The organism is Mycobacterium heidelbergense (assembly GCF_010730745.1).
Lineage (GTDB): Bacteria > Actinomycetota > Actinomycetes > Mycobacteriales > Mycobacteriaceae > Mycobacterium > Mycobacterium heidelbergense.
Genome location: NZ_AP022615.1, coordinates 4848306 through 4865689, shown reverse-complemented (window position 1 = coordinate 4865689; position 17384 = coordinate 4848306). Strand labels below are relative to the sequence as shown.

Here is a 17384-nt window from a genome sequence, read left to right as displayed (position 1 = left end):
GGTGTGCCTTGTCAGTAGGCGAAAGACAGCGGTGCCACCTCGTCGTCGCCGGGTGCGTGGGGCGCGGCCGGTTCCGCGTCGTGCTCCTGTGGCCCCTCGGCGATGTAGCGCTTGAGCAGGAAGAACCAGATGACCGCGAGCACCGCGTAAACCAGGGTGAACGTGACCAGCGAGGTGACGACCATGCCGGGAGCGTGGTTGGAGACGGCTTCGCGGACGGTGAGCCGGACCTCCTGGTCGCCGGTCGGGTTGGGGACGACGATCCAGGGCTGGCGGCCCATCTCGGTGAACACCCACCCGGAGATGTTGGAGAGGAACGGCGCCGGAATGGTCAGCAGGGCGAACCAGGAGAACCATCGCTGGTTGGGAATCCGGCCACCGCGGGTGAGCCACAACGCGGTCAGCGCGAACAGCACCGGAATCGCCAGCAGCCCGATCATGGCGCGGAACGACCAGTAGGTGACGAACAGGTTGGGCCGGTAGTCGTTTGGCCCGAACCGGTGTTCGTAGTCCTGCTGCATGTTGCGCACGCCCTGCAGCGTGACGTCGCTGGCCCGACCCTCGGCGAGGAACGACAGGACGTAGGGCACCTCGATCACACGTGTGATGCTGTCGCAGTTGTTGTGGGTGCCGACGGTCAGGATCGAGAAGTTCGGATCGGTTTCGGTGCTGCACAACGATTCCGCCGACGCCATTTTCATCGGCTGCTGGACGAACATCAGCTTGCCCTGGCGGTCACCGGTGAAGAACAAACCGACCGCGGCGATCAGCACCACCCAACATCCCAGGATGGTTGCCGGGCGAAACATGGTGCGGGCGTTCGATTCGGCGGCGGGGGTGGCGGTTGCCGCATTGCGCGAACGCACCAGCCACCAGGCGCTGACGGCGGCGACGAATGTCCCGGCGGTCAATAGGGATCCGGCCACCGTGTGCGAAAACGCCGCCAGCGCGGTGTTATTGGACAGCAACGCGCCGATGCTGTTCAACTCGGCACGGTGCGTCGCCGGGTTGTAATGCGCGCCGACCGGGTGCTGCATGAACGAGTTCGCCGCGATGATGAAGAACGCGGACACGTTCACACCGATCGCGACGATCCAGATGCACGCCAGGTGTATCAGCCGCGGCAGCCGGCTCCAGCCGAAGATCCACAGCCCGATGAAGGTGGATTCGAAGAAGAAGGCGGCCAGGCCCTCCATCGCCAGCGGCGCGCCGAAGATGTCGCCGACGAACCGGGAGTACTCGCTCCAGTTCATGCCGAACTGGAATTCCTGGACGATCCCGGTCGCCACGCCGATGGCGAAGTTGATCAGGAACAACTTGCCGAAGAACTTGGTCAGGCGGTACCACGCGGCGTTACCGGTCAGCACCCACACCGTCTGCATGACGGCGATCAGCGGGGCCAGACCGATGGTGAGCGGCACGAAGATGAAGTGGTAGACGGTAGTGATACCGAACTGCCACCGCGATATGTCGACGACATTCATTTGCCATCTCCCGTAGAACGGCTACTACGAAGTGTAGTAGAAAAGCTGGGCCGACGCTACCGGTTCTGTCGGGCCGGTTTACGCGCCGTGCGTTCTGGACGCCCTGCGGATGCCGAACGACTGCACGATCTCGAACACGCCGATGATGACGAACCAGACGCCGGCCACGATCGCCAGGGTGATGATCGACGCGAACGGTGACGCCAGGACGACGATGCCGGCGAGCAGGCTGATCACGCCGACGAAGATCGACCACCCTCGCCCCGGCAGCGCCGGGTCGCTGATGGCCGAGACCGTCGTGGCCACCCCGCGGAAGATGAACCCGATGCCAATCCAGATGGCCAGCAACAGGACTGCGAGCGACGGGTCGTGACCGAAATGACGAAACGCCAAGACGGCCAGAATGAGTGACGCGGCGCCGCTGATGAACAACAGGACCCGGCTGCCCGCCGAAACGTGCAGCGCGAAGGCGAAGATCACCTGTGCGACACCGGTGATCAGCAGATAGACGCCGAACGCGACGGCGGCGGCCAGGACGGATATTCCCGGCCACGCCAGCACCAGGACGCCGACGATCAGCGACAGAATTCCCGATACCAGCGCGGATTTCCACAAGTGCGGCAACAAGCTTGGGACTGGAGCGGTTCCAGGAGTGGTTTGCATGGCCGCAGTCTGACACAAACCCCGGCCCCGGTATAGGGGCTTTTCGGCTCAGACGCGTGCGGTGCGCGCCTCCCCGGCAAGCAGGTCGCCGGATTCCTCGGCCGCCTTGCGGGCGATCAGATACCAGGTGCGCATGGGGCCCTTGCCCTTGACGTCGATGCGGCCCCGCTCCTGCAGCACGAAATCGTCTTTGAGGCGCGCGTGCATCGCCTCGGGCACCTGGATGCGTCCCACCGAATCGGTGGATTCCATCCGGGACGCGACATTGACCGCGTCCCCCCACACGTCGTAGAAGAACCGGCGAGAACCCACGACGCCCCCGACCACCGGTCCGCAGGCCATGCCCACCCGCAGCCGGACCGGGTGACCCTGCGGATCCTTCAGCGCCGCTGCGACATTGGCCATGTCGAGCGCGAAATCCGCGAGCGCCTGGGCGTGGTCGGGCCGCGGGCGCGGCACCCCGCTGACCACCATGTAGGAGTCGCCGCTGACTTTGATTTTCTCCAGTCCGTGCTTGTCCACGAGCGCGTCGAACGCGCTGTACAAGCGGTCGAGGAAGCGAACCAGGTCCGCCGGCGCGGCGCTGCTGGCGCGTTCGGTGAACCCCACGATGTCGGCGAACAACACCGAGGCGTCGTCGTACTTGTCGGCGATGACGCCTCGCTCGGGCTCCTTGAGCCGCTCGGCGATGCTGGCCGGCAACATGTTGGCCAACAGGGTTTCCGAGCGCTCGTACTGCGCCTCCATCACGGCCTCGGCGCGCGCGGTGTCGCGCAGGGCGAACCACACCGTGACCACCACCATCACGACCGCGGAGATGGCGGTGACGACGAAGCCCACCGACTGGACCCAGGGCGGCTGGAGCCCGGTGTCGCGGGGGACCAGAAACTCGACGGCGACGATCAGGCCGGCGGCGACCGCCGCCAGCGCGGACGCCAACACGATGTGTTCGACGCCCAACAACAGCACGACTATGCAGGCGCCCACCAGGAAGAAGAACTGGGCCCCCGCGCCGGTGCCCACGTCCAGGCAGCTGGCGAAGACCGAGACATACGCCGCGCCGAGAAAGGTAAGCGGCGCAACCAATTCCCCGAATCGCTGCAGCCACGGAACCATCGCGAAGACCATCGCGCCGACGACGTTGATCGAGCTGACCTGCCACAGCCACGATCCGCTGACGATCTGCACGAGTACGAAGCTCGCGCTCACCACCACGGCCAGCCACGCGGTGATCGCGAGGATACGGGCCCGGCGCGCGGCGCTGTCGGCGTAGTGCTGATTGCGGTCACGGGTTTGCGCCCGCACCGCCGCTACGCAGTCCGGGGACCTCGACGAGCCGGCCGACCTGGGTGGGGCGCCGCATTTCTTAGCCGCCACACCAAGAGCGTAACCGCTGATCGCTGTGGTGCCCTCGGTGAGATTCGAACTCACACTGGACGGGTTTTGAATCCGTTTCCTCTGCCAGTTGGGATACGAGGGCTTCGAGCCTCCCACCATAGAGGATCGGTGTGGTCGTCGATTCTCACCGCCCCCGACGTCGCTGGTCGCGGCGGCGCACGAGACAATGTCGGTCATGGCAGGCCCCATGACCGACACCGGAGCCGCCGCCGCGCGGCGCCGGGTCCTGATCGCAGAAGACGAAGCCCTCATCCGGCTGGACCTGGCCGAGATGCTGCGCGAGGAGGGTTACGAGATCGTCGGCGAGGCCGGCGACGGCCAGGAGGCCGTCGAACTCGCCGAGCGGCATAAGCCCGACCTGGTGATCATGGACGTGAAGATGCCGCGCCGCGACGGGATCGACGCGGCGTCGGAGATCGCCAGCAAGCGCATCGCGCCCATCGTGGTGCTGACCGCGTTCAGCCAGCGCGACCTGGTCGAACGCGCCCGCGATGCCGGGGCCATGGCCTACCTGGTGAAACCCTTCACCATCAGCGACCTGATCCCGGCCATCGAGTTGGCCGTCAGCCGGTTCAGCGAGGTCACCGCGCTGGAGCGCGAGGTGGCGACGTTGTCCGACCGGTTGGAGACCCGCAAGCTGGTCGAACGCGCCAAGGGCCTGCTGCAGACCAAGCAGGGCATGACCGAGCCCGAAGCGTTCAAGTGGATCCAGCGCGCCGCCATGGACCGGCGGACCACCATGAAGCGGGTGGCCGAGGTCGTCCTGGAAACCCTCGACACCCCAGCCGAATGAGCCTGTCTTGCCGTGAGCGTGCGGCCGCCCTGTCGTGAGCGTGCGTGTCTGTACGGCGACACGCCGCTAAACCCGTACAACTGCGCACGCTCGCGCCAGCCGGCAGCCGGCCAGCCTAGCGCGCGACGATCACCGACGAGCCGTGGCCGAAGAGGCCCTGATTGGCGGTGACGCCGACGGTCGCCCCCTCCACCTGCCGGCCGGTGGCCTGGCCCCGCAGCTGCCAGGTCAGCTCGCAGACCTGGGCGATCGCCTGGGCGGGAATCGCCTCGCCGAAACACGCCAGCCCGCCCGACGGGTTGACCGGAACCTTGCCGCCGATGGTGGTGGCTCCGCTGCGCAGCAGCGCCTCGGCCTCACCCTTGGGGCACAACCCCAGGTGCTCGTACCAGTCGAGTTCCAGCGCGGTGGACAGGTCGTAGACCTCGGCCAGGCTCACGTCTGAGGGCCCGATGCCCGCTTCGGCGTAGGCCGCGTCCAGGATCTGGTCCTTGAACACCCGGTCCGGCGCGGGCACCACGGCGGTGGAATCCGTTGCGATGTCGGGCAATTCGGGCAGGTGCTGGGGATAGCGCGGGGTCACGGTGCTGACCGCGCGCACCGACGGTACGCCGTCGAGTGAGCCCAGGTGCTTGCGGGCGAAGTCGGCGCTGGCGACGACCAGCGCCGCCGCGCCGTCGGACGTGGCGCAGATGTCCAGCAGACGCAGCGGATCGGCCACCACCGCGCTGGCCAGCACGTCCTCGACGGACGCCTCCTTGCGGTAGCGGGCATTCGGGTTCTGCAAACCGTGCCGGGAGTTCTTGACCTTCACCTGGGCGAAATCCTCGAGGGTGGCGCCGTACAGGTCCATCCGGCGCCGCGCCAGCAGCGCGAAGTAGACCGGGTTGCTGGCACCGATCAGGTGGAACCGCTGCCAGTCGGGGTCGTTCTTGCGCTCTCCGCCGACGGGGGCGAACGCCCCCTTCGGGGTGGTGTCGGCACCGATCACCAGCGCGACGTCGCAGAACCCGGCCAGGATGTGGGCGCGCGCGCTCTGCAACGCCTGCGAACCGCTGGCACACGCGGCGTAGCTGGAACTGACCGGCACGCCGTTCCAGCCGAGTTTCTGCGCGAACGTCGACCCGGCGATGAAGCCGGGGTAGCCGTTGCGGATGGTGTCCGCGCCGGCGACCAGCTGGATCTGTCGCCAGTCCAGGCCGGCCTCGGCCAGCGCGGCGCGCGCGGCCACCACACCGTATTCGGTGAAGTCGCGGCCCCACTTGCCCCAGGGGTGCATGCCGGCGCCGAGGATGTACAGCGGCTCCGGTGCGTTCGTCGTCATCAGCGCCGCTCCTCCTCATCGCTTCGCTCTGCATCGTCGCCGGCGGATGCGATCCTCCACGCGTGCACCACGCGCTCGACGCCGTCGTCGTCGGTGAACAGCGGCATGGTGGTCAGCTCCATCTGCATGCCCACCTTCAGGTCGGCGGCCAGCGTGCCCTCGACCACCTTGCCCAGCACGATCAGCCCCTCTTGGGCCAGCTCCACCGCGGCGACGGCGAACGGCTCAAAGGGGTCCGGGGCGGGGTAGGGCGGCGGCGGCGCGTAACGGTTTTCCGTGTAGCTCCACAGCGTTCCCCGCGTCGACAGCGCGACCGACTCCAGCGTGTCGCTGGAGCAGGCCGGATTGGGGCAGTTGTTGTCGCGGGGCGGAAAGACATAGGTGCCGCACTGGGGGCACTTGCTGCCGATCAGGTGCGGGTTGCCGGCCTCGTCGGTGGCGAACCATCCGTCGACGGCCGGCTCTTGGCTGGTCACTTCTGGCACCGGGCCAGCGTACCCAGCCCGTAGACAAAACTGAAACGTGTTGCAGTTCCGCCGGGCTCGGAACGCGTCGGACGCGGTGCCTAGAGTGAAAGCCGTGCCCGTCGCTACCCCTCAAAAGACAGAGGAACAAACCAAGCCGACGCTGATGCTGCTGGACGGCAATTCGCTGGCGTTCCGGGCGTTCTACGCGCTGCCCGCGGAGAACTTCAAGACCCGCGGCGGCCTGACCACCAACGCGGTGTACGGCTTCACCGCCATGCTGATCAACCTGCTGCGCGACGAGGCCCCGACGCACATCGCCGCCGCATTCGACGTGTCGCGGCAAACCTTCCGCTCCGAGCGCTACCCGGAATACAAGGCCAACCGCTCGGCGACCCCCGACGAGTTCCACGGCCAGATCGACATCACCAAGGAGGTGCTGGGCGCGCTGGGCATCACGGTACTCGCGGAGCCGGGGTTCGAGGCCGACGACCTGATCGCGACCCTGGCCACCCAGGCCGAAAACGAGGGCTATCGGGTGCTGGTGGTCACCGGTGACCGCGACTCCCTGCAGTTGGTCAGCGATGACGTGACGGTGCTCTACCCCCGCAAAGGCGTCAGCGAACTGACCCGCTTCACCCCCGAGGCCGTCGTCGAAAAGTACGGGCTGACCCCCACGCAGTACCCCGACTTCGCCGCGCTACGCGGCGACCCCAGCGACAACCTGCCGGGCATTCCGGGCGTCGGGGAGAAGACGGCGTCCAAGTGGATCGTCGAATACGGCTCGCTGCAGGCGCTGGTCGACAACGTCGACTCGGTCCGCGGCAAGGTGGGCGACGCGTTGCGGGCGAATCTGGCCGGCGTGGTGCGCAACCGCGAGCTCACCGACCTCGTCAAAGACGTGCCGCTGGCGCAGACACCCGACACCCTGCGGCTGCAGCCGTGGGACCGCGACCAGATTCACCGGCTCTTCGACGACCTGGAATTCCGGGTCCTTCGGGACCGGCTCTTTGAGACCCTGGCCGCCGTCGAGCCCGAGGTCGACGAGGGATTCGACGTGCGCGGCGGCGCGCTGGAGCCCGGCACGCTCGGGCGCTGGCTCACCGAGCATGCCGGCGACGGGCGACGCGCCGGGCTGGCCGTCGCGGGCACCCACCTGCCGCACGACGGGGACGCCACCGCGCTGGCCATCGCCGCCGCCGACGGCGAAGGCGGCTACATCGACACCGCGACGTTGACCCCCGACGACGACGCCGCGCTGGCGGCCTGGCTGGCCGATCCGGCCAAACCCAAGTCGCTGCACGAGGCCAAGCTGGCCATCCACGACCTGGCGGGCCGCGGCTGGACGCTGAACGGCGTCACCTCCGACACCGCGCTGGCGGCCTACCTGGTGCGCCCGGGGCAGCGCAGCTTCACCCTCGACGATCTTTCGCTGCGCTACCTGCGTCGCGAGCTGCGCGCCGAAACCGCCGAGCAGCAACAGCTTTCGCTGCTCGACGACCTCGACGGGGTGGACGAGCAAGCCGTCCAGACGTTGATACTGCGGGCCCGGGCCGTGGTGGACCTCGCCGACGCGCTGGACACCGAGCTGGACCGCATCGATTCCCGCGCATTGCTGAGTGAGATGGAGCTACCGGTCCAGCAGGTGCTCGCGGACATGGAAAGCGCCGGCATCGCCGTCGATTTGCAGCTGCTGGGCGAGTTGCAAAGCCAGTTCGGCGACCAGATCCGCGACGCCGCCGAGGCGGCCTACGCCGTGATCGGCAAGCAGATCAACCTGGGTTCCCCCAAGCAGCTGCAGGTGGTGTTGTTCGACGAACTGGCGATGCCGAAGACCAAGCGGACCAAAACCGGCTACACCACCGACGCGGACGCCCTGCAGTCGCTATTCGATAAGACCGGACACCCGTTCCTGCAGCACCTGCTGGCCCACCGCGACGTCACCCGGCTGAAGGTCACCGTCGACGGGCTGCTCAACGCGGTGGCCGCGGACGGCCGGATTCATACCACGTTCAACCAGACGATCGCGGCGACCGGCAGGCTGTCATCGACCGAACCCAACCTGCAGAACATCCCGATCCGCACCGACGCCGGGCGCCAGATCCGGGACGCGTTCGTGGTCGGCAAGGGCCCCGCCGGACCATTCGCCGAGCTGATGACCGCCGACTACAGTCAGATCGAGATGCGGATCATGGCGCACCTGTCCCGCGACGAGGGCCTGATCGAGGCCTTCAACACGGGGGAGGACCTGCACTCGTTCGTCGCCGCGCGCGCCTTCGGCGTGCCGATCGAGGAGGTCACCGCCGAGCTGCGCCGGCGGGTCAAGGCGATGTCGTACGGCCTGGCTTACGGGCTGAGCGCCTACGGGCTGGCCGCCCAGCTGAAGATCTCCACCGAGGAGGCGAAGGTCCAGATGGACCAGTACTTCGCCCGGTTCGGCGGGGTGCGCGACTACCTGATGGACGTTGTGGAGCAGGCCCGCAAGGACGGCTACACGTCGACGGTGCTGGGCCGGCGCCGCTATCTGCCCGAGCTGGACAGCACCAATCGTCAGGTGCGGGAGGCCGCCGAGCGGGCGGCGCTCAACGCGCCCATCCAGGGCAGCGCGGCCGACATCATCAAGGTGGCCATGATCGAGGTCGACAGGGCGCTCAAGGAGGCCGGGCTGGCGTCGCGCATGCTGCTGCAGGTGCACGACGAGCTGTTGTTCGAGATCGCCTCCGGTGAGCGGGAGCAGGTCGAGGCGCTAGCGCGGGAGAAGATGGGCGCCGCGTATCCACTGGATGTCCCGCTCGAGGTGTCGGTGGGCTACGGCCGCAGCTGGGATTCGGCGGCCCACTGAGGGCGCTCAAGCCGGCGAGCGTAACGTCCGAAACCTCGCCGTGGCGATGCATTCGCGGCGGCCGTCGGGCTCGCGCGCGCCGCCCGGGTTTGGCCAGCGTGTGCCCAGTCGAGTAGCCTCGACGAGTAAATCCTGATTTTGTCCCTACGACCCAACCTGTCCGGAGCAACCCAACAACATGCCGAGTCCCGCCATCACCTCGCCGCAAGTAGCCGTCAACGACATAGGCTCCAGCGAGGATTTCCTTGCCGCCATCGACAAAACGATCAAGTACTTCAACGATGGCGACATCGTCGAAGGAACCATCGTCAAAGTGGACCGGGACGAGGTGCTCCTCGACATCGGCTACAAGACCGAAGGGGTCATCCCCGCCCGCGAGCTCTCCATCAAGCACGACGTCGACCCCAACGAGGTCGTCTCCGTCGGCGACGAGGTCGAGGCCCTGGTCCTCACCAAGGAGGACAAAGAAGGCCGGCTGATCCTCTCCAAGAAGCGCGCCCAGTACGAGCGCGCGTGGGGCACCATCGAGGCGCTCAAGGAGAAGGACGAGGCCGTCAAGGGCACCGTCATCGAGGTGGTCAAGGGCGGCCTGATCCTCGACATCGGGCTGCGGGGCTTCCTGCCCGCCTCGCTCGTCGAGATGCGGCGCGTTCGTGACCTGCAGCCGTACATCGGCAAGGAGATCGAGGCCAAGATCATCGAGCTGGACAAGAACCGCAACAACGTGGTCCTGTCCCGGCGAGCCTGGCTGGAGCAGACCCAGTCCGAGGTGCGCAGCGAATTCTTGAACCAGCTGCAGAAGGGCAGCATCCGCAAGGGTGTGGTGTCCTCCATCGTCAACTTCGGCGCGTTCGTCGATCTCGGCGGGGTGGACGGCCTGGTGCACGTCTCCGAGTTGAGTTGGAAGCACATCGACCACCCGTCCGAGGTGGTCCAGGTCGGCGACGAGGTCACCGTCGAGGTGCTCGACGTCGACATGGACCGCGAGCGGGTTTCGTTGTCGCTCAAGGCAACCCAGGAAGACCCGTGGCGGCACTTCGCCCGCACCCACGCCATCGGCCAGATCGTGCCGGGCAAGGTCACCAAGCTGGTGCCGTTCGGCGCGTTCGTGCGCGTCGAGGAGGGCATCGAGGGCCTGGTGCACATCTCCGAGCTGGCCGAGCGTCACGTCGAGGTGCCCGACCAGGTGGTCGCCGTCGGCGACGACGCGATGGTCAAGGTGATCGACATCGACCTGGAGCGGCGCCGGATCTCGTTGTCGCTCAAGCAGGCCAACGAGGACTACACCGACGAGTTCGACCCGGCGAAGTACGGCATGGCCGACAGCTACGACGAGCAGGGCAACTACATCTTCCCCGAGGGCTTCGACTCCGAAACCAACGAATGGCTCGAGGGATTCGACAAGCAGCGCACCGAGTGGGAGGGCCGCTACGCCGAGGCCGAGCGCCGGCACAAGATGCACACCGCGCAGATGGAGAAGTTCGCCGCGGCGGAGGCGGCCGGGCACGGCGATGGCGACCAGGCGCCGGGCAACGGCGCGCCGTCGGAGAAGGCGGCGGGCGGATCGCTGGCCAGCGACGCCCAATTGGCGGCCCTGCGGGAAAAGCTCGCCGGCAACGCTTAGCCCTTTTCTGATCGCGCTCACGTCATGCTGCGCATCGGGTTGACCGGTGGCATCGGCGCCGGCAAGTCGGCGGTCTCGGCCACCTTCGAACAGTGCGGCGCGGTCATCGTCGACGGCGATGTCATCGCCCGCGAGGTGGTCCTGCCGGGCGCCGAAGGCCTGGCATCGCTGGTCGACGCTTTCGGCGACGACATCCTGCTTCCCGACGGATCGCTGAATCGCCCGGCCCTGGCCGCCAAGGCTTTTGCCGACGACGAAGCCCGCCAGAGGCTCAACGGGATCGTCCACCCGCTGGTCGGCAGGCGCCGCGCGGAGATCATCGCTTCGGTGCCCGACGACGCCGTCGTGGTCGAGGACATTCCGCTGCTGGTGGAATCCGGCATGGCGCCGCTGTTCCCGCTCGTGGTCGTGGTGCACGCCGACGTCGAGGTGCGGGTGCGGCGGCTGGTCGAACAGCGCGGCATGTCCGAAGAGGACGCCCGCGCCAGGATCGCCGCCCAGGCCGGCGACGAACAGCGCCGCGCCGTCGCCGACGTCTGGCTGGACAACTCCGGCAGCGCAGGCGAATTGGCGCAGCGGGCCCGCGACGTGTGGCATGGCCGCATCCTGCCGTTCGCCCACAACCTGAGCGCGGGCGAGGTCGCCCGGGCTGCGGCGCGGCTGGTGCCGCCCGATCCGAGTTGGCCGGACCAGGGGCGGCGCATCGTCGCCCGGCTGAAGACCGCGTGCGGCCATCGGGCGCTGCGCGTCGACCACATCGGCTCGACCGCCGTCCCCGGCTTCCTGAATTTCCCGGCCAAGGACGTCATCGACATTCAGGTCACCGTCGAATCGCTCGCGGTCGCCGACGAACTCGTCGAGCCGTTGTTGGCCGCCGGCTACCCGCGCATCGAGCGCATCACCTCCGACGTCGTCAAGGCCTCCAATGCCGGGGCCCGCAGCACCATCGGCCGCTACGACCACGGCGACGATCCGGGGTTGTGGCACAAGCGGATTCACGGGTCGGCGGATCCGGGCCGACCGACCAACGTGCACATCCGGGTGGACGGCTGGCCCAATCAACAATTCGCCCTGCTGTTCGTCGACTGGCTGGCGGACAATCCCGAGGTGCGCGCCGACTATTTGGCCGTCAAGCGCGAGGCCGACCGGCGCGCCGGCGGCGACGCCGCGGCCTATGTCGCCGCGAAGGAGCCGTGGTTTCTCGACGCCTACCGGCGGGCGTGGGAATGGGCCGACTCGACCGGATGGCGGCCCTCGCCGGGCGCCTAACCGGGCAGGGGTGCGCCGCATTGCAGCGCGCCGTTGTTGGGGCCGGGATTCCCCGGTGCGGGTCTGACGACTTGGTCAACCTGAACGAAAACGTTGTCGTCCACATCGATCTCGCAGTGCACGTTGGCCGAATAGGGCCAGCGAAGCACAATCCGCATGCCGGCCTGTTGGGGATCGGGCAACACCGTGTCGGCCTCGAAGACGTTGCCGGGCATCGAACCCAGGCCGGCGCTGTCCGTCCGACCGCCCACCCGCCCGTGGGCGAGGCGGGCGCCGAAACCCTTCCACGTCGAGCAGTTCAGGCACGTAGCCTCGCCAGGCGCCGCGCCGGGCCGGTCAACGAGCGGGCGTGCCGATACATGTCGGCCCACGGGTCCCGTTGCCCGGCAAGCCGTTCGGGAAGGTTGCGGATGGTGAACCGGTCCGCCCGCAGGTCGCGGGCATCCAGTTCGTCCCATTCCAGCGGGGTCGCCACCGGCGCGCCGTCGCGGGCCCGGACCGAATACGGCGCAACCGCCGTCTGCGCGTAGGCGTTTCGCATGATGTCGAGATACACCCGGCGGCCCCTGTTGTCCTTGCGGGCTTCCACGGTGCGGTGCTCGGGGTCGTCGGCCACCACCACCTCGGCGACCTCGCGCGCGAATTGGCGGGCGGCGTCGAAGTCGGTGTCGGCGCGCAGCGGCACCACGACGTGCAGCCCGCGCGACCCGGTGGTCTGCACGTAAAACGCCAGCCCGAGGTCCTCCAGCACCCCGGCCACCGCGCGGGCGGTGGCCCGCACCACGGCGAAGTCGGTGTCGGACGGGTCGAGGTCGAAGACCAGTCGGTCCGGTTCGTGCAGCCGGCCCCGCCGCGACTGCCACACGTGCAACGCGATGCAGTTCTGATTGGCCAGCCAGCGCAACGCCTCGGGGCGTTCGGCCACGGGATGCACCACGGTGCCGCCCGCCCCGCCCTCCCGGGCGACCTCGACACGGTCGAACCAGTCCGGCAGCGAATCGGCGAAATCCTGTTGCACGAACCCTTGTTCGCCGATGCCGCGCGGGAACCGTTGCACGGTGAGCGCCCGGCCCTTGAGGTGCGGCAGCATCGTGGCGGCCACCTCGCCGTAGTAGTCGACGAGATCGCCCTTGGTGATCCCTTTTTGAGAGGCGGGGTCGGGAAACATCACCCGGTCCGGATGGGTGACCTCGACCTCGATGTGTGCCATCAGTGTGTCTCCCGTACGACGTCGCGGGGCTCCTTGTCGGTGCGCAGACCGAGATAGCGCGGGTGGCGGAGCTTGCCGTCGCGCGTCCACTCGGTGAACCCGATTTGGGCCACCAGCTCCGGGCGTACCCAGTGGGCGCTCTTCTCATGCACCAGACCCCGGGCGAACGGAGGTGTGTCCCGCTCGATGGGCGACAGCCGCTCGTGCAGGCGGCGCAGCGTGGCCTCGTCGAAGCCGGTGCCGACCTTGCCGGCGTAGACGAGGTCGCGGCCTTCGTAATAGCCGAGCAGCAGCGCGCCCAACTCGATTCGGGCGCCCTTGGGGCTGGTATAGCCGCCGACCACGAACTCTTGGTCGCGGACGCATTTGAACTTCAACCAATTCGGCGAGCGGCGGCCGTCATACGTCGAATCGGCCAGCTTGGCGATCACTCCCTCGTCGCCGCGCGCGCAGGCGGCCCGGTAGGCGGCGATCCCGTCCTTGACGCGATGGGACGTGTAGCGCAGCGGATCCTCGAAGTCAAACGCGTTGCGCAGCAGCCTCTTACGCCACATCAGCGGCACGTCGATCGTGGACTCACCGTCGAGGTGCAGCAGGTCGAAGAGGTAGTAGAAGACACGGACCGGCGACGCCCGGGCCGCGTCGGGGTCGGTGATGCCCAGACGACCCTGCAGCCGGGCGAAGCTGGTACGGCGTCCTTCGAACGCCACCACCTCGCCGTCCACCACGAACCGCGTGGTGCGCTGGGAGGCCAGCGCGTCAACGAGTTCGGGGTAGGTTCCGTTGAGCGGCTGACGGTTTCGCGACAGCAGCCGCACCCGGTCGCCGTCGCGGAACGCCAGGCAGCGCATCCCGTCGAATTTGCGCTCGAAGATCCATCGCGGATCGGAAAACCGCTTGTCGGTCAGGGTGGCCAGCGTGGGGGATCGCCAGTCGGGCACCGGCTCGTCGTGCAGCGCCGCGCGGACCGAGGCGGGCAGCCCGGCGAAACCCGTCACGCCGGCGTCCGGGGCCAGGTGAGCTCCAGGCCGTTGGTGGCCGCCCACCGGGAAAGGTCGTAGTCGTTGCGGGCCAGGCCGTCGACGGCGGCCACGGCGCGGCGCACCGCCCGCTCGGCGGCCTGCGGGGTGAGCAGGCCGTGGCGCACGGCGTCCAGCAGCTCGTCGACGTCGGCCAGGTCCGCGCCCGCGCCGGTGCGGACCTCGATGTCGAGGTAATGGTCTTCGGAGCGCCACACCTTCGGGCCGGGCGTGTACTCGCCCACGTCGAGGTAGTAGTCGTGGTCGCGTTCATGACCGGGGTTGAAATGAAAGACGGTGGCGCGCAGGCCCAGCGACGGCAGCAGCCACGATTCGAGGTAGCGGAACTGCGCCCGGCCGGGGGTGGGGCGGGCCACATAGAGCCCCCAGGGGCGCACGACGTACTCCTCGACGGCCCGCACAATGCCCTTCGGATCGGTGTTGGTGCGGGCGACCAGGTCGAACGTCTCGTGCTTCGGCGGGTGGATGATGTCGCCCCCTATCGGCGCAACCTGATTTTCCACCGCACGAAGCCGGCGTAGAACACCGACAAGGCGGCCAGCATGCCCATGTCGATCAGCCAGATCTTCGGTGTGTGCTGCCAGAACCGGTCCTGGGGCAGCAGCGAACCCGGTACCAGGTGCCGCACGTCGACCGTCGACGCCGCCGCGGCGTAGCCCCAGCGCGCCGGCATCGCGAAGGACAGCTGGTTGAGGGCGAGCCGGCCGGTGACCGGCACCATCCCGCCGCACAGCACCAGCTGCGCCATGATCGACACCACGAACAGCGGCATGATCTGCTCGCTGGAGCGGACCAGCGACGAAATGGCCAGGCCGAGAATGGCCGAGGCGACGCAGGTCGCGGCGACGGTCAAGAACAGCTCGACGATGGCCGCGAAGGTGGAATGGCCCAGCAGCACGGCGCCCTGGGACGGCGCCCCCTTGCCGACCACCACGATCGTGGTGGTGATCGCCGACTGCAGGATGGCGAACCCGCAGAACACCGCGGTCTTGGCGAGCAGGTAGGCCGACGTCGACAATCCGACCGCTTGCTCGCGCTGGAAGACGGCGCGCTCGCCGACCAGGTCGCGGATCGTCAGCGCGGTGCCCATGAACGCCGCGGCGAGCAGCAGCAGGTTCAGGATCTGCGCGGATTCGTCGGGCGTGCCGGCCTGCGGGCCGGGGACGCGGAATCCGCTGTTGCCCGGAACGGTCAGCGACAGCGCGCCGAGGATGAACGGCAGCAGCGCCAAGAAGATGAAGTAGGCGCGGTCGGCGACGACCAGGCGGACCTGCCGGCGCGCGACCGTCGAGATCTGGCGCCGCACGCTGGTGTGCACCGGTTCGCCCAGGTCGCCGGGCTCGTCGGTCTTGTCCGGCAGCAGCTTCTGGGGCCGTCTCTGCGCCTCGCGCTGCTCCAGGAAGCGCCGGTTGGCTTCCTCGGGGTCGGCGCCCACCTTGGTGAAGATCTTGGCCCAGTTGCTGGTGCCCATCGCCTCGCCGATCTGGTCGGGCGGGCCGCAGTAGGCGGTTTTGCCGCCCGGTGCCACCAGCAGCAGCTGGTCGCAGACGTCGAGGTAGGACAGCATGTGCGTCACCACGATCACCACGCGGCCGGCGTCGGCCAACTGCCGCAGCATCGTCATGACCTGGTGGTCCAGCGCCGGGTCCAGGCCCGACGTCGGCTCGTCGAGGATCAGCAGCGACGGCCCGGTGAGCAGTTCGAGGGCCACCGACGCGCGTTTGCGCTGACCGCCGGACAGCTTGTCGACCCGGGTGTCGGCGTGCTTGGTCAGGTCGAGCTCGTCGAGGACCTGGGCCACCACCTTGGCGCGGTCGGCCGCGCTGGTGTCGGGCGGCAGCCGGAGTTCGGCGGCGTAGCCCAGCGCCTGGTTGACCGTCAGCTGGCGGTGCACCACGTCGTCCTGCGGCACCATGCCGATCCTGCTGCGCAGCGAGGCGTATTCGGCGTGGATGTTGTGGCCCTCGAAGGTGACCGAACCGGAACTGGGGCTGGTGTAGCCGGCGATCAGGCGGGCCAGCGTGCTCTTCCCGGCGCCCGACCCGCCGATCACGGCGGTCAGGGTGCCCGGACGGGCGGTCAGCGAGATGCCGTCCAGCAGCTGCTTGCCGTTGTCGACGACGTACTTGACGTTGCGCACCTCCAGACCGCCGGTGCGCGTCTCGGCGACGCTGCGTTGGATCAGCGTGCCGCCGCGGAACACCAGGTCGACGTTGCCGATGGTGACCACGTCGTCCTCGGTCAGGATCGCCGATCCGACCCGGGTGCCGTTGACGAAAGTCCCGTTGATGCTGTTGTCCCGGATCTCGGCGCCGAGCGGCGTCCGCACCAGCGTCGCGTGCTGGCGCGAGGCCAGGACGTCGGCGACGACGATGTCGTTGTCGGCGGCGCGACCGATCGTCATGGCGCCGGCCGTGCCCGCGGCCGCCGAGGAGCGCGGCGCGAGCAACTTCACAAAGCGCGTGGCCAGGTTCGACACGTCGGCGGTCTTGGCGTCGATCACGGTCGACTCGGCGGGCGGCGTCGACTCGGGCGGGGGCGCCGCGGGCGGCCCGGCGGGCCGGGCGTTGACCACGGTCAGCTGGTCGGGTGGCGTTCCGGCCGGCGGCCTCGCCGCCGCCGGCATCCCCGACGTCTGGATCCGCCGCGGCGGTGGCGCCTGGCGCGGCTGCGCAGCCGGCTGGCGCGGTGGGGGCGGGCCGGGTGGCCTTCCCGGCTGCTTGGGCGGCGCGGGGCGCGGCGGCGGAGGCGGCGCCGTGGGATTCGTCTGCCCCGGGACGGTGGACCAGGTCAGGGTGGGCGGCCCGGAGTCCCGCGTCGGCCTCGGCTGCGAGGGCCGGCTGGCCTGGCCCTGCTGCGGACCGATCGCGAAGGTCAGCCGCGGCCCTTGCGGGTTCCCGACGTTGATGCTCTGGCCGTCGTGGATGTCGATGACCGGCATCCGGTAGCCGTTGACGTAGGTGCCGTTCAGCGAGCCGTTGTCGATCGCCAGCCACCGGCCCTGATCGAACCGCACGATCAGGTGCGCGCGGGAGATCCGCGGGTCCGGGATCCGCAAGTCGGCGTTGGCATCACGCCCGACGACCACCTCGTGGCCCGCGGCGAAAGAACGCTGGGACCCGTCGTGCCGGATCGTCAGGACAGGTGGGGCGGGTCGACTCACATACTCAAGTATCGGTCCGCGGGTTGAGTGGGCTCCATGGGACTCGCCTGTGATTTAACTTTATTTCGATTTGGCCACTCATAGCCGCTTCATAGCCTGTTGAAAACAAT

The 17384-nt window shown here is 68.5% G+C and carries 13 protein-coding genes, 1 tRNA gene and 1 pseudogene; 4 read left to right on the top strand and 11 right to left on the bottom strand.

What is annotated here, in order from left to right:
• Positions 1-11 precede the first annotated feature (11 nt).
• The 4 genes from G6N25_RS22640 to G6N25_RS22625 all read right to left on the bottom strand — a co-directional run bounded on the left by G6N25_RS22640 (position 12) and on the right by G6N25_RS22625 (position 3627).
• Complete coding sequence (locus G6N25_RS22640; RefSeq protein WP_083075267.1) at positions 12-1484, bottom strand: cytochrome ubiquinol oxidase subunit I; 1473 nt, start codon at positions 1482-1484, stop codon at positions 12-14.
• 78 nt (positions 1485-1562) lie between these two features.
• Positions 1563-2165, bottom strand: a complete 603-nt coding sequence (locus G6N25_RS22635) for an HdeD family acid-resistance protein (RefSeq protein WP_142272740.1) — start codon at positions 2163-2165, stop codon at positions 1563-1565.
• Between the two features lie 30 nt (positions 2166-2195).
• On the bottom strand, positions 2196-3524 hold the full coding sequence (locus G6N25_RS22630; RefSeq protein WP_083075271.1) for an adenylate/guanylate cyclase domain-containing protein: 1329 nt from the start codon (positions 3522-3524) through the stop codon (positions 2196-2198).
• Between the two features lie 26 nt (positions 3525-3550).
• Positions 3551-3627: transfer RNA gene (locus tag G6N25_RS22625), tRNA-Leu, on the bottom strand.
• Between the two features lie 93 nt (positions 3628-3720).
• Here G6N25_RS22625 and G6N25_RS22620 point away from each other — a divergent pair.
• The gene (locus tag G6N25_RS22620) at positions 3721-4338 is read left to right on the top strand and encodes an ANTAR domain-containing response regulator (protein ID WP_372506734.1); all 618 of its coding nucleotides are present in this window, start codon (positions 3721-3723) and stop codon (positions 4336-4338) included.
• A 115-nt stretch (positions 4339-4453) separates the two neighbouring features.
• Here the strand turns inward: G6N25_RS22620 and G6N25_RS22615 are convergent, their stop codons facing one another.
• Positions 4454-5662, bottom strand: coding sequence for a lipid-transfer protein (locus G6N25_RS22615; RefSeq protein WP_083075275.1), 1209 nt, complete (start codon positions 5660-5662; stop codon positions 4454-4456).
• Complete coding sequence (locus G6N25_RS22610) at positions 5662-6147, bottom strand: Zn-ribbon domain-containing OB-fold protein (RefSeq protein WP_083075277.1); 486 nt, start codon at positions 6145-6147, stop codon at positions 5662-5664. The genes G6N25_RS22615 and G6N25_RS22610 overlap by 1 nt, the downstream gene beginning before the upstream one ends.
• Positions 6148-6292: 145 nt before the next feature.
• Between G6N25_RS22610 and polA the strand changes: the two genes are divergently transcribed.
• From polA to coaE, 3 genes are all read left to right on the top strand, one after another.
• Complete coding sequence (polA, locus tag G6N25_RS22605) at positions 6293-8968, top strand: DNA polymerase I (RefSeq protein WP_142272744.1); 2676 nt, start codon at positions 6293-6295, stop codon at positions 8966-8968.
• Between the two features lie 178 nt (positions 8969-9146).
• Positions 9147-10592 (top strand): 30S ribosomal protein S1, encoded by a 1446-nt coding sequence (gene rpsA, locus G6N25_RS22600; protein WP_083075281.1) that lies wholly within the window; start codon positions 9147-9149, stop codon positions 10590-10592.
• 24 nt (positions 10593-10616) lie between these two features.
• Positions 10617-11861, top strand: a complete 1245-nt coding sequence (coaE, locus tag G6N25_RS22595; RefSeq protein WP_083075283.1) for a dephospho-CoA kinase — start codon at positions 10617-10619, stop codon at positions 11859-11861.
• On the opposite strand, the pseudogene G6N25_RS22590 reads toward coaE, so the two are convergent.
• The 5 genes and pseudogenes from G6N25_RS22590 to G6N25_RS22570 form a co-directional block, all read right to left on the bottom strand.
• Positions 11858-12109: pseudogene (locus G6N25_RS22590) on the bottom strand (hypothetical protein); the annotation flags it as partial. The gene coaE and the pseudogene G6N25_RS22590 overlap by 4 nt on opposite strands.
• A 50-nt stretch (positions 12110-12159) precedes the next feature.
• Positions 12160-13071, bottom strand: coding sequence for a non-homologous end-joining DNA ligase (ligD, locus tag G6N25_RS22585; protein WP_083075285.1), 912 nt, complete (start codon positions 13069-13071; stop codon positions 12160-12162).
• Complete coding sequence (ligD, locus tag G6N25_RS22580; protein ID WP_083075341.1) at positions 13071-14069, bottom strand: non-homologous end-joining DNA ligase; 999 nt, start codon at positions 14067-14069, stop codon at positions 13071-13073. The genes ligD (G6N25_RS22585) and ligD (G6N25_RS22580) overlap by 1 nt, the downstream gene beginning before the upstream one ends.
• Positions 14066-14512: a DUF402 domain-containing protein gene (locus G6N25_RS22575; RefSeq protein WP_083075345.1), complete on the bottom strand. Its 447-nt coding sequence runs from the start codon at positions 14510-14512 to the stop codon at positions 14066-14068. The genes ligD (G6N25_RS22580) and G6N25_RS22575 overlap by 4 nt, the downstream gene beginning before the upstream one ends.
• A gap of 77 nt (positions 14513-14589) precedes the next feature.
• Positions 14590-17274, bottom strand: coding sequence for an FHA domain-containing protein (locus tag G6N25_RS22570; protein WP_163672542.1), 2685 nt, complete (start codon positions 17272-17274; stop codon positions 14590-14592).
• Between the last annotated feature and the right edge of the window lie 110 nt (positions 17275-17384).

What these genes read in the sequence shown, in the direction of transcription:
- G6N25_RS22640 (WP_083075267.1), bottom strand. Translation starts at nt 1,484, where the DNA reads ATGAATGTCGTCGACATATCGCGGTGGCAGTTCGGTATCACTACCGTC.
- G6N25_RS22620 (WP_372506734.1), top strand. Translation starts at nt 3,721, where the DNA reads ATGGCAGGCCCCATGACCGACACCGGAGCCGCCGCCGCGCGGCGCCGG.
- G6N25_RS22615 (WP_083075275.1), bottom strand. Translation starts at nt 5,662, where the DNA reads ATGACGACGAACGCACCGGAGCCGCTGTACATCCTCGGCGCCGGCATG.
- polA (WP_142272744.1), top strand. Translation starts at nt 6,293, where the DNA reads ATGCTGCTGGACGGCAATTCGCTGGCGTTCCGGGCGTTCTACGCGCTG.
- rpsA (WP_083075281.1), top strand. Translation starts at nt 9,147, where the DNA reads ATGCCGAGTCCCGCCATCACCTCGCCGCAAGTAGCCGTCAACGACATA.
- coaE (WP_083075283.1), top strand. Translation starts at nt 10,617, where the DNA reads ATGCTGCGCATCGGGTTGACCGGTGGCATCGGCGCCGGCAAGTCGGCG.
- ligD (WP_083075285.1), bottom strand. Translation starts at nt 13,071, where the DNA reads ATGGCACACATCGAGGTCGAGGTCACCCATCCGGACCGGGTGATGTTT.